10 protein-coding genes are annotated in these 18584 nt (G+C 73.6%); 7 read left to right on the forward strand and 3 right to left on the reverse strand.

Annotated features, from left to right (window positions below; genetic code table 11):
- The first annotated feature begins 41 nt into the window (after positions 1-41).
- From IFY26_RS03910 to IFY26_RS03930, 5 genes are all read left to right on the forward strand, one after another.
- Positions 42-4799: an NAD-glutamate dehydrogenase gene (locus IFY26_RS03910; RefSeq protein WP_232547687.1), complete on the forward strand. Its 4758-nt coding sequence runs from the start codon at positions 42-44 to the stop codon at positions 4797-4799.
- 66 nt (positions 4800-4865) lie between these two features.
- Entirely contained in the window at positions 4866-5714 is an 849-nt protein-coding gene (locus IFY26_RS03915; RefSeq protein WP_232547688.1) for a PHP domain-containing protein, read from the forward strand.
- Positions 5715-5760: 46 nt separating this feature from the next.
- Positions 5761-7089 carry a Na+/H+ antiporter family protein gene (locus IFY26_RS03920; RefSeq protein ID WP_232547689.1) on the forward strand — a complete coding sequence of 443 codons (1329 nt, stop codon included), beginning with the start codon at positions 5761-5763 and terminating at the stop codon, positions 7087-7089.
- A 142-nt stretch (positions 7090-7231) separates the two neighbouring features.
- Positions 7232-8404: a tryptophan--tRNA ligase gene (gene trpS, locus IFY26_RS03925; protein WP_232547690.1), complete on the forward strand. Its 1173-nt coding sequence runs from the start codon at positions 7232-7234 to the stop codon at positions 8402-8404.
- Positions 8404-9279, forward strand: coding sequence for a hypothetical protein (locus IFY26_RS03930; protein WP_232547691.1), 876 nt, complete (start codon positions 8404-8406; stop codon positions 9277-9279). The genes trpS and IFY26_RS03930 overlap by 1 nt, the downstream gene beginning before the upstream one ends.
- A 34-nt stretch (positions 9280-9313) precedes the next feature.
- On the opposite strand, the gene IFY26_RS03935 is transcribed toward IFY26_RS03930, so the two are convergent.
- The 3 genes from IFY26_RS03935 to ligD all read right to left on the reverse strand — a co-directional run bounded on the left by IFY26_RS03935 (position 9314) and on the right by ligD (position 12250).
- Positions 9314-10885, reverse strand: coding sequence for a DEAD/DEAH box helicase (locus IFY26_RS03935; protein WP_232547912.1), 1572 nt, complete (start codon positions 10883-10885; stop codon positions 9314-9316).
- Positions 10886-11007: 122 nt separating this feature from the next.
- Positions 11008-11238: a DUF3107 domain-containing protein gene (locus IFY26_RS03940; RefSeq protein ID WP_232547692.1), complete on the reverse strand. Its 231-nt coding sequence runs from the start codon at positions 11236-11238 to the stop codon at positions 11008-11010.
- 100 nt (positions 11239-11338) lie between these two features.
- Positions 11339-12250 carry a non-homologous end-joining DNA ligase gene (ligD, locus tag IFY26_RS03945; RefSeq protein ID WP_232547693.1) on the reverse strand — a complete coding sequence of 304 codons (912 nt, stop codon included), beginning with the start codon at positions 12248-12250 and terminating at the stop codon, positions 11339-11341.
- A gap of 62 nt (positions 12251-12312) precedes the next feature.
- Here ligD and IFY26_RS03950 point away from each other — a divergent pair, with 62 nt between their 5' ends.
- Together IFY26_RS03950 and IFY26_RS03955 are read left to right on the forward strand one after the other, a co-directional pair.
- A complete protein-coding gene (locus IFY26_RS03950) occupies positions 12313-15381 on the forward strand; it encodes an ATP-dependent helicase (protein WP_232547694.1) in 3069 nt (1022 codons plus the stop codon).
- Complete coding sequence (locus IFY26_RS03955; RefSeq protein ID WP_232547695.1) at positions 15378-18584, forward strand: ATP-dependent DNA helicase; 3207 nt, start codon at positions 15378-15380, stop codon at positions 18582-18584. The genes IFY26_RS03950 and IFY26_RS03955 overlap by 4 nt, the downstream gene beginning before the upstream one ends.

Below are 18584 nucleotides of genomic sequence, written 5' to 3' on the forward strand. Positions count from 1 at the left end.
GTAGGCTCATCGGGTCGGGACACGCAAGGAGGCGCGCCAGAATGAATGTCGGCGAGAAGTTTTCCCACGTCGAGGCCGCAGTGGCCGAAATCTTCTCGCGGGCTGCGGTGCTCGCGGGGGACGGTGCTCGGCCCCGTCCCGCCGCGCTCGCCAGCGCGTGGCTCGCGGGTGCCGACACGCCCCCGGGCGGCGCGGCGGAGGTGGCCGGACGCCTGCTCGCCGCGCAGGCGGAGGCCGGCTCCCGCCGGGGACCCGAGGAGGACCTGGTGGCAGCCTTCACCCCGCTGGAGTCGCGCGACGGCTGGTCGGCGGGCGGCTCGACGGTGGTGCAGGTGGTGACCGACGACCGTCCCTTCCTGGTCGACACCGTGACGGCCGTGCTCGCCGATGCGGACTGGACGATCCGATCGATCCACCACCCGATCCTGGCCGTGCGCCGCGACGACGCCGGTGAGCTCCGCGCGGTGGGCGGGGCCGGATCCCGCCCGGAGTCCTGGCTGACCGTGGAGGCCTACCCGCCCCTCGGCTCGGCGGCCGACGAGCTCCTCCCCGGGTTGGTCGAGCGGCTGCACGTCGGGCTCGCCGCCTCCCGGGTGGTCCATGCCGACACCGACGCCATGGCGACCCGGCTGGCGGAGGCGGTGGCCCGGTTGGAGGACACGCCCCAGCCTGTCGGTGTGGCCTGGGTGCGGCGGGTCACCGAGCTGCTGCGATGGTTGGCGGACGACCACTTCGAGTTCCTCGGGGCGCGCGACTACACGGTGGACGGCGACACGTTCACCCCCGTCCCCGGCAGTGGGCTGGGCATCCTGCGGGGCGAAGCGCCCGACGCCTTCCACGCCACCCAGATCACCGAGGGACCCGAGATCCTCGTCGTCACCAAGGACTCCCGGCCCTCTCCGGTGCACCGCCTCGACCACCTCGACTACGTGGCCGTGCGCACCTACAGCCGCGAGGGCGTGCTCGTCGGCGAGCGCCGCTTCCTGGGGTTGTGGACGGCCCGGGCCTACCTCGAGCCGATCGAACGGATCCCCCTGGTGCGGGACAAGGCGGCGTGGGTGTGGGAGGAGCTGGGCCTGGCCGAGGACTCCCACTCGGGGCAACTCGCCCGCGACGCCATGGCCAGCCTGCCGCGGGACCACTGGTTCGCCGACGCGGTGCCCGACCTGGCGGCGCTGGTGCGGCAGATCGCCGGCGTCCAGGAGCGGCGCCGTGCCCGCCTGATCGTGCAGCGGGCGCCGCACGGCCGGTTCTGGTCCTGCTTCGTGTACGTGCCGCGCGACCGGTACCGCACCGTCATCCGCGAGCGCATCACGGCGCTGCTGCGGGAGCGCCTGGGCGGTGAATCGGTCGAGTTCCGGGCGCTCGTCAACGAGAGCTCGATGGCTCGCCTGCTGCTGGTGGTGAAGCGGCCCGACGGGGCGCCCGAGCCGGCGGTCGACCTCGCGGCGCTGGAGGCCGAGGTGGCCCACGCCGCGCGCATCTGGGACGACGACTTCAACGACGCCGCCGACGAGTTGCCCGCCCAGGAGCGCGGCGTCGAGTTCGGGGAGGCGTACGAGGCGGCGTACACCGCCAAGCAGGCGCTGGCCGACCTGCGCCTCGCGAACGAGCTGGCCGCGCCCGGCGATCTGCGGTTCGCGCTGTATTCCCCCGATGATCCCGGTGACCCCGCCGACCTCCGGTTCAAGGTCATCACCGCGGAGCCCATGTCGCTGACGCGCGTGATGCCGCACCTCAACGCCCTCGGCGTCGACGTGACCGACGAGCGCCCCTATGAATGGGACCTGCGCGGACGCCGCGTCTACCTCTACGACTTCGGCTTCGCCCTTCCCGCCGGGCAGACGCTCCAGGATTGGCGGTCGGACGACCGCGTGCGGTTCGCGGAGGCGTTCGAGGCGTCCTACACCGGGGTCTGCCACGCCGGGGAGCTGAACAAGCTGGTCATGCGGGCCGGCCTGGCGTGGCAGCAGGTGGCGTGGCTGCGCGGCATGGCCCGCTACCTGCAGCAGGCGGGCACCCCGTACAGCCAGGTCTACGTCGCCGCCGCGCTCAACGCCAACCCCGACATTGCGGGCGCCCTCGTGACCGCCTTCGAGACGCGGTTCGACCCCGCCCAGCACGCCACCGAGGCGGCCCGTGTCGAGGACTTCGAGGCAGAGATCGCCGGCATCCTCGACGCCCTCGACGCGGTGGAGTCGCTCGACCAGGACCGCATCCTGCGGATGTTCGTCGCCGTGCTGCGGGCCATCGTCCGCACCAACGCGTTCGCGGCCGACCGGCCGGCGCTGGCGTTCAAGATCCGCCCGCGCGAGCTGGCCCTGTTGCCCGAGCCGCGACCGGCGCACGAGATCTTCGTGTACAGCCCCCGCGTGCAGGGCGTGCACCTGCGGTTCGGCGCGGTGGCCCGCGGCGGGCTGCGGTGGTCGGACCGTCGCGAGGACTTTCGCACCGAGGTGCTCGGTCTCGTCAAGGCCCAGATGGTGAAGAACACCGTGATCGTTCCGGTGGGCGCCAAGGGCGGCTTCGTGCCCCAGCACCTGCCCGATCCGCGCATCGACCGGGCCGCCTGGCTGGCCGAGGGGGTCGCCTGCTACGAGATCTTCATCGGCTCGCTGCTGAGCCTCACCGACAACCTCGTCAACGGCCAAGTGGAGCCGCCGCCGGACGTGGTGCGCCACGACGGCGACGACACCTACCTCGTGGTGGCGGCCGACAAAGGTACGGCGACGTTCTCCGACATCGCCAACGCTCTGTCGGTGGAGCGCGGCTTCTGGCTGGGGGACGCCTTCGCCTCCGGCGGCTCGGTCGGCTACGACCACAAGGAGATGGGCATCACCGCCCGCGGGGCGTGGGAGTCGGTGAAGCGGCACTTCTTCGAGCTCGGGGTGGACTGCCAGGCCGAGGACTTCACCTGCGTGGGCATCGGCGACATGGCCGGTGACGTGTTCGGCAACGGCATGCTGCGCAGCACCCACACGCGGCTCGTGGGGGCGTTCAACCACCTCCATGTCTTCCTCGACCCGAATCCGGACGCCGCCGCGTCCTTCGCCGAGCGCGAACGCCTCTTCGCGCTGCCGCGCTCGTCGTGGGCCGACTACGACGCGGCGTTGATCTCTCCCGGGGGTGGGGTGTGGCCCCGGACGGCGAAGTCGGTGCCGATCAGCGCCGAGGCGCGCGCTGCGCTGGGGGTGGCCGACGACGTCCGCTCGCTCACGCCGAACGAACTGATCCGGGCGTTGCTCGCCGCGCCGGTGGATCTGTTGTGGAACGGGGGCATCGGCACCTACGTGAAGGGGTCGGGCGAGTCCCCTGCCGACGTCGGCGACAAGGCCAACGACGCGGTGCGCCTCGACGGGTGTCAGGTGCGGGCGCGCGTGGCGGGCGAGGGCGGCAACCTCGGGTGGACGCAGGCGGGCCGCATCGAGTTCGCCCGGGCCGGCGGCCGGATCAACACCGATTTCATCGACAACTCGGCCGGGGTCGACACCTCCGACCACGAGGTCAACATCAAGATCCTGCTGCAGCCGGAGGAGGCGCGCGGCGCTCTCAGCCCCGATGCGCGGGCCGAGCTGCTGGCGTCCATGACCGACGAGGTGGCGCAGTTGGTGCTGGCCCACAACGTGGACTCCAACATCGCCCTGTCGACCGTCGCGGCGCTGGGGCCGGGCATGGCCGGCGCGCACGAGGCGTGGATGCGGCGGCTCGAGGCGGACGGCCTCCTCGACCGTGACCTGGAGGGACTGCCGAGCCGGGCCGAGATGGAGCGCCGCCTCCAGCACGGCGAGGCGCTGACCCGGCCGGAGCTGGCGAGCCTGCTCGCCTGGACGAAGATCCGGCTCGAGGGCCTGGTGCTGGCCTCCCCGTTGCCGGACGACCCCTACCTGGCCGACCGGCTGGTCACCTACTTTCCGCGCGCGCTGCGCCAGCGGTACGCCGACGCCATGGCGGCGCACCCGCTGCGGCGCGAGATCGTGACGATGGTGACGGTGAACCGCTTCGTCAACTCGCAGGGGCCGAGCGCCTACCACCGGCTGGCGGAGGAGACGGCGTCCGATGTCACCGAGATCATCCGCGCGCAGCTCGCGGCGCGGACGATCCTCGCCGTCGCCCGCGACGAGATGGCGCTCACCGATCTGGGGGTGGCCGCGGACACCGAGCTGCGGATCCGCGTCGAGCTGCAGCAGATGGTGGAGCGCACCACCCGGTGGCTGCTGCACAACCGGCGTGGAGACCTCGACATCAAGGGTGAGGCGGCGGCGCTCACCGAGGCCGTCACGGTGCTGCGGGAGCAGCTGGCGGACGTCTGCACCCCCCGGCAGCGCGCCGACATCGACGCCCAGCGCGCCGCGCTCGCCGGCGCAGGCGTGCCCGACGCGCTCGCGGCCCGGGTGGCCCAGGCCCGCTACCTGCACCTGGCCCTGTCGATCGCCCAGCTGGCCCGCGAGAGTGGGCGAGACCTGGCGCTGGTCGCCCGGGTGTACTTCACGGTGGCCGAGCGGCTGGGGCTCGACCTCGTGCTGGAGCGGGTCAACGAGCTGCCGCGGGTCGACCGGTGGGACACGATGGCCCGCGCCGCCCTGCGCGACGACCTCGCCCGCCTGCAGGCGGACCTGACCGGCGCCGCGCTCCGGGTGGGGGGAGCCGGGGCGGACGCCGCCGCGATCGTCGCCGCCTGGGAGGCCACCGCCGGTGGCGTGGAGCGCGAGGCGTCCGAATTGCGCGAGATCACGGCGGAGGAGACGACGCTGGCGCGGATGTCGGTGGCGCTGCGGACGATCAGGACGCTGTTGGTGTAGGCGGGGGCGGTTTCCGAGCCGTGGGCCCCCGCGGGGTGCCGCGCGGTCATCGGGGAGACTGGGGGCATGCGCATCGACCTCCACACGCATTCGCTGGTCTCCGACGGCACGGACACCCCCACCCAGCTGGTGCGCAAGGCGGCCGAGGCCGGGCTGGGCGCCATCGCGCTGACCGACCACGACACCTTCGACGGGTTGCGCGAGGCGAAGCTGGCGGGGCAGTCCGTCGGCGTGGAGGTGCTGGGCGGCCTGGAGATGTCCACCCAGCTGGGCGGCAAGTCGGTCCATCTGCTGGGCTACGGCTGCGATCCGCACGATCATGCGCTGCTCGACGAGCTCGCACGGGTGCGGGTGGGGCGTTCAGACCGGGTGCCGGCCATGGTCGCGAAGCTCACCGAGCTCGGCATGCCGCTCACCGTGGACGACGTGCTGGCCCAGGCGGGCGGGGCCTCCCTGGGCCGGCCCCACCTGGCCGACGCCCTCGTGGCGAAGGGGTACGTGTCAGGCCGTGACGAGGCGTTCGAGCTGTTCTTGTACGAGGGCGGGCCGGCCTACGTCGACCGGTACAGCACGCCGTTGACGACCGCGATCGACCTGGTGCACGGCGCTCGCGGTGTCGCCGTGCTCGCCCATCCGTGGGGACGCGGCCGGCGCGCCGACCTGCCCGCGCCCTACCTCACCGAGCTGGCCTACGAGCACCGGCTCGACGGCGTCGAGGTGGACCACCCCGATCACGACGCCGAGACCCGCGCCGCGTTGCGGACGTTGGCGTCCGGCCTGGGGCTCCTGGCCACCGGCTCCAGCGACTACCACGGCCTGGGCAAGACCCGGAACCCCCTCGGCGTGGAGACGACGCCCGAGGAGACGTACGCCGAGGTGGTGCGCCGCATCCGGTCGCGGGGCGGACGCCCGTGAACCTACCCCTCCGTCCCTGCCCCGATCTACGAATCTGGAGCCCCGCATGAACGCTGTCGTGCTCGCCGTCCTGCTCATGCTCGTGCTCGCCTTCGCACGAGTCCACGTCGTGATGGCGCTGATCATCGGCGCCATCGTCGGCGGCCTGCTGGCCGGCCTGGGGCTGGCTGCGACCATGGAGTCGTTCACGGCCGGCATCGCCAACGGCGCATCGATCGCGCTCAGCTACGCCGTGCTCGGCGCGTTCGCCGTGGCGATCGCCCACTCGGGTCTGCCGCAGGCGTTCGCGGGCTGGGTGACCCGGCAGGCGGGTCCGGACGCCGGCGTCCGACGCACGCGGTGGCTGAAGTGGGGCCTGCTGGGCGTGGTGCTCGCCGCCGCGGTGATGAGCCAGAACGTCGTGCCGATCCACATCGCGTTCATCCCGCTGCTGATCCCCCCGCTGCTGGTGGCGTTCAACCGGTTCGGGATCGACCGCCGCGCGGTGGCGTGCATCCTGACGTTCGGCCTCGTCACGACCTACATGTACCTGCCCTACGGCTTCGGCAACGTTTTCCTCAACGAGATCCTGCTCGGCAACATCTCCCAGGCCGGGCTCGACACGACGGGGATCAACATCCTCCAGGCCATGGGCATCCCCGCCCTCGGCATGGTGGCGGGCCTGCTCGTGGCGGTCTTCGTCACCTACCGGCGGCCCCGGGCCTATGCCGACCTGCCGGTCGCGGGGGAGGAGGACACCCCCGCCGTGGGCCCCGTCAGCGGGTACCGCATCGCGGTGGCGCTGGTGGCCGTGGTGCTGGCGCTGGTGATCCAGATCGTGGCGGACTCCCTGCTGCTGGGGGCGCTCGTTGGCTTCGCGGTGTTCCTGGCCACCGGGGTGGTGCGTTGGGGCGAGTCGGGTTCGGTCTTCAACCGCGGCATCCAGATGATGGCGATGATCGGGTTCATCATGATCGCCGCCCAGGGCTTCGCGCAGGTGATGCAGGATTCCGGGCAGGTCGAGCCCCTCGTCACGGCCACCGCCCAGGTGTTCGGCGACAACAAGGCGATGGCGGCGTTCGCGATGCTGCTCGTGGGCCTGCTGGTCACGATGGGCATCGGGTCGTCGTTCTCGACGCTCCCCATCATCACGACGATCTACGTGCCGCTCTGCCTCACCCTGGGGTTCTCGCCGCTGGCCACGGTGGCGCTCATCGGCACCGCGGGGGCGCTCGGCGACGCCGGGTCGCCGGCGTCCGACTCGACGCTGGGGCCCACCGCGGGGCTCGCGGCCGACGGGCAGCACGACCATGTGCGCGACACGGTGATCCCGACATTTCTGCACTACAACATCCCGCTCCTGCTCGCCGGGTGGGTTGCGGCCCTCGTGTTGTGAGGCGACCCGGTAGGGTGGCTGTCATGAAGCAGCGGGGTGCGTGGCAGCCGTGATGACGGCTGCTTGATCGACCTTGCACGACGGCCGTCCAGCGGGCGGCCGTTTCGCATGCTCGCGGGACTTCCAGAACAGGAGACCTTCCATGACCGACCAGGTCACCACGACGGACACCACTCAGGACACCACCGAGGACGCGACCCAGGACGCCCATCAGGCGGACGCCGCGGCCGACGCGCTGGCGTCCTCGACGTCGGAGGCGTCCCTGCGGCGCTCCGAGCAGCGCAGCCGCGCCATCGAGGAGCAGATCGCGAAGGACCCATCGGGCTTCCGGATGCTCACCGGGGATCGGCCCACCGGGCACCTCCACATCGGCCACTACTTCGGCTCGTTGATGAACCGGCTGCGGTTGCAGGAGGCGGGCGTCGAAACCCTCATCCTGGTGGCCGACTACCAGGTGATCGCCGACCGGGACGGCACCGGCCCGCTGCGCGAGCGGGTGCAGTCGCTGGTGACCGACTACCTGTCGATCGGCATCGACCCGGCCCGGACCACCATCTTCGCCCACAGCCAGGTGCCGGCGCTGAACCAGCTGATGCTGCCGTTCCTGTCGCTCGTGACCGACTCCGAGCTGTACCGCAACCCCACCGTCAAGGCCGAGCACGAGGCCACGGGCGGCCGGCCCATGTCGGGGCTGCTGCTCACCTACCCCGTCCACCAGGCCGCCGACATCCTGTTCTGCAAGGCCAACCTCGTGCCCGTCGGCAAGGACCAACTGCCGCACCTGGAGCAGACTCGGGTGGTGGCCCGGCGCTTCGACGAGCGATACGGGCGTATTCAGGCGGATACACCCGTCTTCCCGCAGGCGGAGGCGCTGCTCTCGTCGGGCTCCCTGGTTCTCGGCACGGACGGCACGAAGATGAGCAAGAGCCGGGGCAACACCGTCGAGTTGCGGATGACCGCCGACGAGACAGCCAAGGTGCTCAAGCGCGCGGTGACGGATTCCGACCGCTTCATCACCTACGACCCCGCGGGCCGCCCCGAGGTGGCGAACCTCCTGACGATCGCCGGCCTGTGCACGGGTCGCGACCCGGGTGACATCGCCGCCGAGATCGGCAACGGAGGCGGCGGGGGACTCAAGAAGTACCTCATCGAGGTGTTGAACGAGACCCTCGCCCCCATCCGGGCGCGGCGCGCCGAACTCGAGGCCGCCCCCGACCACGTCATGGCCGTGCTCCGCGAGGGCAATGCGCGGGCCAACGCCATCGCCGACGCCACGTTGGGCGAGGTGCGCGAGGCGATGGGGATGGCGTACTGATGGCGACGTCGGTGGCAACCGAGGCGGAGTGGCTCATCAGCACCGCCACCACCCGGCGCGCGGTGTGGAGCGCCGTGGCCGTGTTCGGGTTCGGCGCCGCCGCGGTGGCGGCCGTGGCGGACGCCGTGCGCGCCCCGAACGTGCCGAGCATCGTGCTGGCCGTGATCGTGGTGTCGTTGCTGGCCATGGCCGTGGTGCTCGCCGCGGAGGCGGTCGCGTCCGGCATCGTGCAGGTGAGTTCGGCGGGCTACGCCATGCTGGGGCGTCGGCGTCCCTGGTCGGACGTGCTGGCGCTGGGCACCGGGCGCATCGAGGGGCGCGACGCTGCGGTCGTCGCCGTGCGGGGCGAGGCCGACGACCCGGTCGACCAGGACGTGCTGGCCGGCTTCACCGAGGCCGAGACCGAACGGGTCGTGGCCACGCTCCGCGCGCGGGCCGGGGCCCTCCCGGGCTTCGCCGAGGTGGTCGTGCCGGCCGATTGGTGGGCCCACGCCGAGGCGGAGGCCGATCGGGCCGCCGCCGTCGTCGTGGCCACGAGCGGACGCGAGCCCCTCGCCCGCCAGCGGGTGCCGTTCGGTTTCGGGACGCTGGTGGACACCGTGCGCCTCGACTACGGGGTCACGCCGTCCGGCGAGGAGGTCGCCCTCTACGCGCGTCACGGTCTGGATCTCGGCGTCGTGGCCCAGGGCCGCCGCTGGCTGCGCCAGACCAAGAAGCGACGCTCGGTGGATCCGGCGACCCAGGTCGGGCGGCTGTTCGAGGACCACACGGTGCGGGTGGTGCCGGGCCGAGCCGGCGGGTTCGACCGCCTGGTCGTGGAGACCGCCGACGGCGCCAAACTGGTGTTCAACGCCGAGGAGCCCGACCGGTTCTGAGCCGGGTCACTGCGTCGGGCTCACGGTGTCGACGTCACTCCGTCGGGGCAGCGGCCTCGGCGCCGGACGACTCGCCACCGCGGCTACGGCCGCGGCCACCACGACGACGCCGGCGCGGGGCGCCCTCACGCCCCGCACTCGCTGCCGGGGCGGCGGCCTCGCCAGCCCCGCCGGTCGGGGCAGAGGACGCGGAGGCGTCAGGCGCATCGGCCTGGGCCACGGCGGGCGTTGCCGCGGGGGCCTCACCCGCGTCCACGGGGCGGCCGTTGCGCGTGCGGCGGCGGCTGCGCTCGCGCGGCGCGCGCTCCTCGCGGGGCTTGCGCTCGCGGGGCTTCTCGTCGCGCGGCTCGCGGGGCTTCGCGTCGCGCAGGCGTCCCTTCGTGCCGACCGGGATGTGGAGATCGGTGAACAGGTGCTCGCTCGTGGAGTAGGTCTCCTGGGGCTCCGGGAAGTCGAGCTCCAGCGCCTTGTTGATGACCTTCCAGCGGGTCACGTCGGCCCAGTCCACGAACGTCACGGCGACGCCCTTCGCGCCGGCACGCCCGGTGCGTCCGATGCGGTGCACGTAGGTCTTGTCGTCGTCGGGGCACTCGTAGTTGATCACGTGGGTGATGTCGGCCACGTCGATGCCGCGCGCGGCGACATCGGTGGCGACGAGCACCTTGACGCGGTCCTCCCGGAACCGGGTCAGCGCCTTCTCGCGCAACACCTGCGACAGGTCGCCGTGGATCGACGTCGCGGCGAACCCGCGCTCCTCCAGGTCATCGGCCAGGCGCTGCGCGGCGCGCTTCGTCCGGGTGAAGATCATCACCTTGCCGGCGTGGTCGGCCTGCAGGATGCGTCCGACGATCTCCGGCTTGTCGAGGTCGTGCGCCTGGTACACGAACTGGGTCGTGTCCGGCACGGTCGCCTTCGCGTCGTGCGCCTCGGCGCGGATGTTCACCGGCTGGCTCATGTGCATGCGCGCCAGGCCGGCGATGGCCGACGGCATGGTTGCGGAGAAGAGCAGCGTCTGGCGCGAGGCCGGCGTCCGCGCGATCAGCCGCTCCACGTCGGGCAGGAAGCCGAGGTCGAGCATTTCGTCGGCCTCGTCGAGCACCAGCACGCGGACGTGCGAGAGGTCGAGGGAGCGCCGGCTGGCCAGGTCGAGGAGTCGGCCGGGCGTGCCCACCACGACGTCCACGCCGGACGCCAGCGCATCCAGCTGCGGCTCGTACCCCACACCGCCGTACACGGTGAGGATGCGGGCCTTGCGCACCTGCGAGGCGTCCGCGAGGTCGTCGGCGATCTGGAGGGCCAGCTCACGGGTCGGCGTCATCACCAGCGCCTGGGGCTTGCCCGGGTGCTCGAGGTCGGCGTAGGCCTCGTCGGTGGGGACGGCGACCCGCTGCAGCAGCGACACGCCGAAGGCCAGCGTCTTGCCGGTGCCGGTGCGGGCCTGACCGATCATGTCGGTGCCCGCCAGGGCGATGGGGATGGACATCGACTGGATGGGGAAGGGGTGGATGATGCCCTTCAGGGCCAGTGATTCGACGATCTCGGGCCGGACGCCCAACTCGTCGAAGGTCGTCTGGGTCTCTGCCTGGGGCAGGGCGCTCTCGCTCAGTTCAGTGCCTCACTCTTCACCGGCGTGGGCCGGGACGAACACCGCCGCACGCGGTGCTCTCACTCGGGGCACGCACGGTGGCGGGGGCGCGCGGGTGTGCGCGCCTGAGCCATCCTACCGTGTCAGGCGCTGACGGCGCCGAACCCCACCGGGCGGGCGTGCTCGGAGCCGAGGTCGACGTAGGCGATCTGTGCGGCCGGGATGAGCACCTTGCGCCCCTTGTCGTCGGTGAGCGTGAACACACCGTTGTCCTTCAGCGCGACCCCCAGGGCCTCCTCCACGGAGGCCGCGGTGGCCTTCGTCTCCAACGAGACCTCGCGCTGGACGTGGCTGATTCCGACCTTGACCTCCATGGGCCCTCCTTAAGCTCGAGCGCCACCTTAGCCGCGGCCCGGGACAGTTCTGCCCCGCTTCGCCCGCGGCGAACGGCGGGGCGCGGCGGGGGTGGGTGGGTCAGCCGGGCAGCGTTCCGCGGGGCCCGTCGAGCAAGGGCGCGAACAGGTCGCCGCGCTCGTCGATCCGGGCCAGGGCGTCGCGGGCCTCGAAGCGCAGCGGTGCCCCGTCGGTGGCGTCCTCGACCTCGTCCCAGCTCAGCGGCGTGGAGACGGTGGGGGCGTCCTTCGCGCGCAGGGAGTAGGCGCACACGGTCGTCCGGCCGGCCAGGTTCTGGTTGACGTCCACGAGGATCTTTCCGGGCCGGGCAGCCTTCGCGATCTCGGTCAGGAACAGTTCGGGGTGGGCGGACGCCAGCCGCGTCCCGAGGGCCCGGGCATAGGCGATGACGGCCCCCGCCGGCGCAGGTTGCAGGGCGGCGTACACCTGCAGGCCCTTGCTGCCCGAGGTCTTGACGACGCAGGCGAGGCCGTCGGCGCCGAGTTCGCCGGCCACCAGCAGCGCCGCCGTGGCGATCAGGGGCATGGTGACGCCGGGCCCGGGGTCGAGGTCGACGACGAGCTGGTCGACCGGCAGCGCGTCGGTGAGTTCGGTGGTGGTCGCCCCCGGGGCCACCCGCCACTGGTGGGTGTGGAGTTCGAGCGCGGCGAGGTTGGCCAGCCACACGAGCGAGGCGAGCGAGTCGACCACCGGGTAGTCGATGTCCTCGCGGTGGCCGTCGACGTGGTGCACGTGCACCCAGTCGGGCGTGCCCGCGGGCACGTTCTTCTCGAAGAACGACGCGGCCTGCGTGCCGTTGGGGAAGCGGATGCGCGTGACGGGGCGTCCGGCCAGGTGGCGGAGCATGGTCGGCGCGACGGCGTGGTAGTAGGCGATCACCTCGCCCTTGGTGAATCCCGACGGGTAGAGCACCTTGTCGAGTTTGCTCAGTTTGAGGGTCTGGCCGTCCACCTCGGTCATCACGTCCGCCATGGGGGCAGCCTACGGGCGGGGGCGCCGGGAAACTGTCAGGGGCGTGTGGTGGGATGGCAGGCGTGAGCAACCCGATGGTGCAGCCAACCGGTCCGGTGCTCGTGCTGGGTGCGGCCGGCACGGGCAAGACGACGCTGCTCGTGGAGGCCGTGGCGGGCCGCATCCGTGCGGCGGAGCGGCCGGCGCTGGTGCTGGCGTTGACCCGGCAGGCGGCCTCGGAGCTGCGGGACCGGATCGTGCGGGCCGCGGGCCGGACGACGCTCGCCCCGCAGGTCATGACCGTGCACGCGCTCTGCCTCACGCTCGTGGCGCGCTTCGCCGCCCCCGACGACGCCGGCCCCGGGCTGCTCACCGCGCCCGAGCAGGAGTTCCGCATCCGCGAACTGCTCCGCAGCAGCCCCGCCCCGTGGCCCGCTGAGCTGGACGCGGCCCTGGGGACGCGCGCCTTCGCCCAGCAGGTGCGCGCCGTCCTTGCCCGGGCGCGGCAGCTGGGGTTGGATCCGGAGGACCTGTCGGGTGCCGGCGCGGCGTCCGGCGAGTTCGGCTGGGCGGCCGTCGGGGCGTTCATGGGGGAGTACCTCGACGTGCTGGACGCGGAGGGGGTCATCGACTACGCCGAGCTCGTCCACCGCGCCCGCCTGCTGCTGGAGCAGGAGGGCGTGCTGGAGGCCGTGCGCGCCGAGTACGCCGTCGTGCTCGTCGACGACTGGTGCGAGCTGGACGCCGCGCAGATCGGCCTGGTGCGCGCGCTGGCCGGTGACGCGGTGCCCGTCGTGGCCCTGGCCGATCCCGACACCGCCATCTACCGGTTCCGCGGTGCCCACCCCCGGGCCACGGCCGAGTTCGTACGCCTCTTCCCGGGGGCCCGCGTCGTGACGCTGCCGCACGCCCACCGCCAGCCGCCCGCCCAGGTGGCCGCCTGCACCGCGGTGGCCCGCCGGTTGGGTGCCCCCGCCGTCGAGCGCGAGGCGCTGGCGGCCTACCGCGGGGTCACCGGGGGTGGTGCCGGGCGGGTGGAGGTGAGGACCTTTCCCGACGAGGCCACCCACGCCCGCCACCTGGCGGCCGAGCTGCGCGCCGCGCACCTCGACGACCAGGTGCCGTGGGGTGACATGGCCGTTCTGGTGCGCGCCGGCCGAACCCAGCTGCCCCCGCTGGCGCGGGCCCTCATCGACGCAGGCATCCCGGTCGAGGTCGCGGGTGACGAGATCGGCCTGGCCTCCGAGCTGGCCGTGCGTCCACTGCTGCTCGGCCTGGAGGTCGCCGGGGCGGGCGGCCAGCCCGACGGCGACCAGGCGACCCGGCTGCTGCTCTCGGGGTGGGGCGGGTACGACGCGGTGGGGTTGCGCGCGGTCGGCCGCCGGCTGCGGGCGGCCGACCCGGCCGCCGCCGGCGCGCCCACCGAGACGCTGGTGGCCGAGGCGCTCGCCGGGGTGCGGGCGGTGCCCGAGGCCGACGAGGAGCTCGCCGCGCGCCGGGACCTGCTGGCCCGGGCCACCGCGCTGGTGGCCCGGGAGCAGCGACCCGAGGCCGTGTTGTGGGAACTGTGGTCGGGCACCGGTTGGCCCGAGCGGCTGCGCGCGGACGCCGTCCGTGGCGGCGACGCCTCGGCCCGCGCCCACCACGACCTGGACGCCGTGTGCGCGCTCTTCGACCTCGCCCGCACCTCGCAGGGGCCCGGAGGGCAGCCCGGGGTCTCCTGGTTCGCCGCCGAGGTCGCCCAGCAGCAGATCCCGGCGGACTCCCAGCGGGAGTCGGCGGTCGGGGGGCGCGGCGTCCGGTTGCTGACCGCCCACCGCGCGAAGGGGCGACACTGGTCGCTCGTCGTCGTGGCCGGGGTGCAGGAGGGGATCTGGCCGGACGTGCGGCGGCGGGGCTCGGTGTTCGACCCGCAGCGGCTGGGGGCGTCCGAGGCGGGGCCCGAGCTGGCGCTGGGTCTCACCACGCGCGATCTCGTGGCCACCGAGCGCCGGTTGTTCCTGCTCGCGTGCTCGCGCGCGGAGGGCCGGCTCATCGTGACGGCCGTGGAGGGCACCGAGGGCGAGGAGGACCGTCCCTCGCGGTTCCTCGCGGAGCTCGGCGTCCCACCCCGCCACCTGGTGTCCACGCCGCCCGCGCTCCACACCCTGCGGCAGCTGGTGGCCGAGCTGCGCCGCACCGCGCAGGACGACGCCGCGTCCCCGGCCCTGCGCGAGGCCGCGGCAGCGCGCCTGGCGGTGCTGGCCGACGCGACCGATGACGAGGGGTTCGCCCTGGCGCCGGACGCCGATCCGGCGCGGTGGTGGGGCGTCCACGAGCCCACCAGCACCGTGGCCCCGGCGCGGGAGGGGCCCATCCGGCTCAGCCCCAGCCAGGTGGAGTCGCTGCTCACGTGCCCGCGCAAGTACTTCCTGAGCCGCGAGGCGCGCGCCGAGCCGCCGCGGGAGATCCGCACGATCCTCGGCTCCGTGATCCACGCCGTGGCCGAGCGGGCGGCCTCCGGTGAGCTCGCGCCCGACGACGTCGCGGCCGCGCTGGACGCCGTGTGGGCGTCCATCCCGTTCCCGGCCGCGTGGCTGTCGGCGTCCGAGCGGGCCGAGGCGGACGCCGCCGTGCGGCGGTTCCTCAACTGGCAGGCCGGCCACGACCACGCCGACCTCGTGGGCGTCGAGGTGCCGTTCTCGGCCGACGTGACGGTGAACGGCCGCCCGGTGCAGCTCGTCGGCGCGGTCGACCGATTGGAGCGGCGCTCCGACGGCGCGCTGAAGGTGGTCGACTTCAAGACCGGCCGTTCCGCGCCGACGCAGAAGGCCGCCGAGGTGACGCCCCAGATCGGGGTCTACCAGCTCGCCATCGAGGCGGGCGGCTTCCGCGACGCCGGCACCACGAGCGCGGGGGCGAGCCTGGTGTACCTGCGGGTGGAGGACGGCGAGGGGTGGCCCAAGGAGTTCCGCCAGCCGTCGCTGACCGAGAAACCGCACCTGACCGACGACCCCGAGGAGCTGGCGCACCCCACCTGGGTCCACCACCAGGTGGCCCGGGCGTGTGCGGTGCTCGAGGCGGGGCGGTTCGACGCCCAGGCGGGGGAGCACTGCACCTACTGCCCCGTGCGGTCCAGCTGCCCGGCACGCAGCGGCCAGGTGATCGCATGAGGCGCTTCACCGACCCGGCCGAGGTGAGCGAGGCGCTCGGCATCCCGTTCTCGGAGCAGCAGCTCGCCGCCATCGCCGCGCCGCTGGAACCCGGCGTCATCATCGCTGGCGCGGGCTCGGGCAAGACGACGGTAATGGCGGCGCGCGTCGTGTGGCTCGTCGGTTCCGGCCGGGTGCGGCCCGAGGAGGTGTTGGGCCTGACCTTCACGCGCAAGGCGGCCGCCGAGCTGAGCGGCCGCGTCCGCGCCGCGCTCGCCCGCGCCCAGGTGGTCGACGCCGAGGGACTGGACGACGCCGGCGAGCAGCTCATCATGACCTACGACGCCTTCGCAGCCCGGCTGGTGGCCGACCACGGCCTGCGGATCGGGGTGGAGGGGGAGGCCCGGCTCATCACCGGTGCGGCCCGGTTCCGGCTGGCGTCACGGGCGGTCTCCGCCGCGCCCGGCCCCTTCCGGCACGTCGCACGCCTGCGGCCCGACAGCGTGACCGAGCGCGTCCTGGGGTTGGACGGTGAGCTGTCCGCCCACCTCGTCCCGACCGGTGCCCTCCTCGAGCACGCCGAGGACGTTGCCGCGGGCGTCGCGGGCTCGCCGATGTCGCGGCGCAAGGAGCTCTACGCCTCGATGCGGACGGCGGCGTCCATGGCCGCCGAACGGGTCGAACTGGCGGGGCTGGTGGACGACTACCAGCACCTGAAGCGCTCGCTCGGCGCGGTGGAGTTCGCCGACCAGATGGGGGTGGCCGCCCGGCTGGCGCGCGCCGTTCCCGCCGTCGGCGAGGCACTGCGATCCCAGTTCGCCGTGGTGCTGCTCGACGAGTACCAGGACACCTCCAGCGCGCAGTCCCAGCTGTTGGCGGAGCTGTTCGGCGGCGGCCACCCCGTGACGGCCGTCGGTGACCCGTGCCAGGCCATCTACGGCTGGCGCGGGGCCGCGGCGGCCAACATCATCACCTTCGCCGAGCAGTTCCCGCGGGCCGACGGCACCCCCGCCACCCGGTATGCCCTCACGGTCAACCGCCGTTCGGGCCAGACGATCCTGGACGCCGCCAACGCCCTCGCCGCCCCGCTGCGCGCCGACGAGGAGCTGCAGTGGGACGGCATCGACGTCGACCTGGTCGCCCCCGAGGGCACCCCGCCCGGAGACATCGCGGTGGCCTCGTTCGACACGTGGCCGGACGAGGTCGACTGGGTTGTCGACCGGATCGCCGGGGCCGTCGACGGGGGCCTGGTGCGGCGCTGGTCCGACATCGCGGTCCTCGCCCGGCGCAACGCCCACATCCGGCCCCTCTACGCGGCGCTCGCCGCCCGGGACGTCCCGGTCGAGATCGTGGGCCTCGACGGGCTGCTCCAGGTGCCGGAGGTGGCCGACGTGGTGGCCACCCTGCGCGTCCTGGCCGACGCGACCGCCAACCCCGACGTCATCCGCTTGCTGACCGGCCCCCGGTGGGCGATCGGGCCGGCGGATCTCGCCGTGCTGGGCCGCCGGGCGCGCGACCTCGCGGGGGCCGACCGTCCGGACGACGACGCATCGGCCGCCGAGGAGATCGCCGCGATCATCGACCAGACCACCTCGGCCCGGGCGCCGAGCCTGGCCGAGGCGCTCGCCGATCTCGGCGACGGCCCGTATTCGCAGGACGGGCGCCGCCGCCTCGCGACCGCGGCGGCCGAGCTCGCGTCGTTGCGCGCGCGGGCGGACGCCCCGGTGACGGATCTGGTGCGCCGCGTCATCGCCACGCTGGGGCTGGAGGTGGAGTGTGGGTTGCGGGGGCCGGACGGGTTGCGGCAGCTGGACGCCTTCGTGGCGCAGGTCGCGGGCTATGCCGACATCGATGGCGACGGCTCGCTGGTCGGACTGCTGGGTTGGCTGCGCGCGGAGGAGGAGAGGGGCGTCGGGCTGGAGCAGGCGGTGCCGACCGCGGACAACTCGGTCAAGCTGCTCACCATTCACCGCGCCAAGGGGTTGGAGTGGGAGCTGGTGTTCCTTCCGGCCCTCGCCGACAAGGTGTTCCCGTCCGACCGGGTGCAGGGCAACTGGTTGAAGAACGCCGCCGTGTTGCCCGCCGACCTCCGGGGGGATGCCGCCAACATCGCCCAGGTGTCCGAGATGAGCGATGCCGCGGCGAAGGACTACGCCGAGGCGTTGAAGGCCGAGGCGCGCAGGGCCGATGACCGGCTGGCGTACGTGGCCGTCACCCGCGCCCGGCAGCACTTGGTGGCGACGACGCACGCCTGGACCGACCTGCTCCGCGCCCGGGCGCACTCGCCCTATCTCCGCGTGCTGGAGCGCTTCGCCACCGAGGTCGACCATCGAGAGGTGTCGGCGGAGAACCCGCTCGCCGGTGAGGCCCGGGCGGTGGGGTGGCCCGTCGCGCTCGACCCGGAGTCCCGCGCCCGGCGGCTGCGGGCGGCCGAAGCGGTGGCGCGGTACCGCGCCGAGAGTTCTTCCGGTGCGCGCATGCCCGAGGACGAGCCGCTCCCCCTGGACGAGGCGGCGCAGGTGGCGACGTGGGACGCGGCCGCGGACGTCCTGCTCGCAGAGGCACGCGCGCGGCGCCGCGGCGGGGGCACGGTCTGGCCGCCGTACCTGTCCGCCACGGCCCTGATCGCGCTGGGACGCGACGCCCCGGCGTACCTTGAGCAGGTGAACCGCCCCATGCCGCGGCCCCCGCGCCCGGCGGCCCGGACGGGCGAGCGGTTCCACGCGTGGCTGGAGCGCCGTTTCGCGACCGCGGCGAGCCTGCTGGTCGACGCCCCGGACGACGAGGCCGACACCGATGCGGACCTGGCGGCGCTGATCGCGGCGTTCGAGGAGGGTCCGTACGCGGACGCGACGCCGATCGCGACCGAGGTGCCCTTCGCGTTGTTCCTCGGTGGACAGGTGGTGCGGGGCCGGATCGACGCGGTGTTCGACGAGCACGGCCGCGCCTGCGTGGTGGACTGGAAGACCGGCCATGCGGCCGGCGCCGACCCGCTGCAGCTCGCGGTCTACCGGCTCGCCTGGGCGGAGATCACCGGCGTGGACGTCGCCGAGGTCGACGCCGTGTTCCACGACGTGCCCACCGGTGCCGTCATCCGGCCGACGAATCTGCCCGGGCGGGAGGCGCTGGACGCGATGGTCGCCCGGACGACCGGGGCGGCACGGGGCGGTGGCGGGGCACCTGGGTCAGGCGCGGAGCCCGCCCGCCATGCGGAGCAGGGTTGA

Origin of the sequence: Propioniciclava soli (assembly GCF_014858005.1) — a bacterium.
GTDB lineage: Bacteria > Actinomycetota > Actinomycetes > Propionibacteriales > Propionibacteriaceae > Propioniciclava > Propioniciclava soli.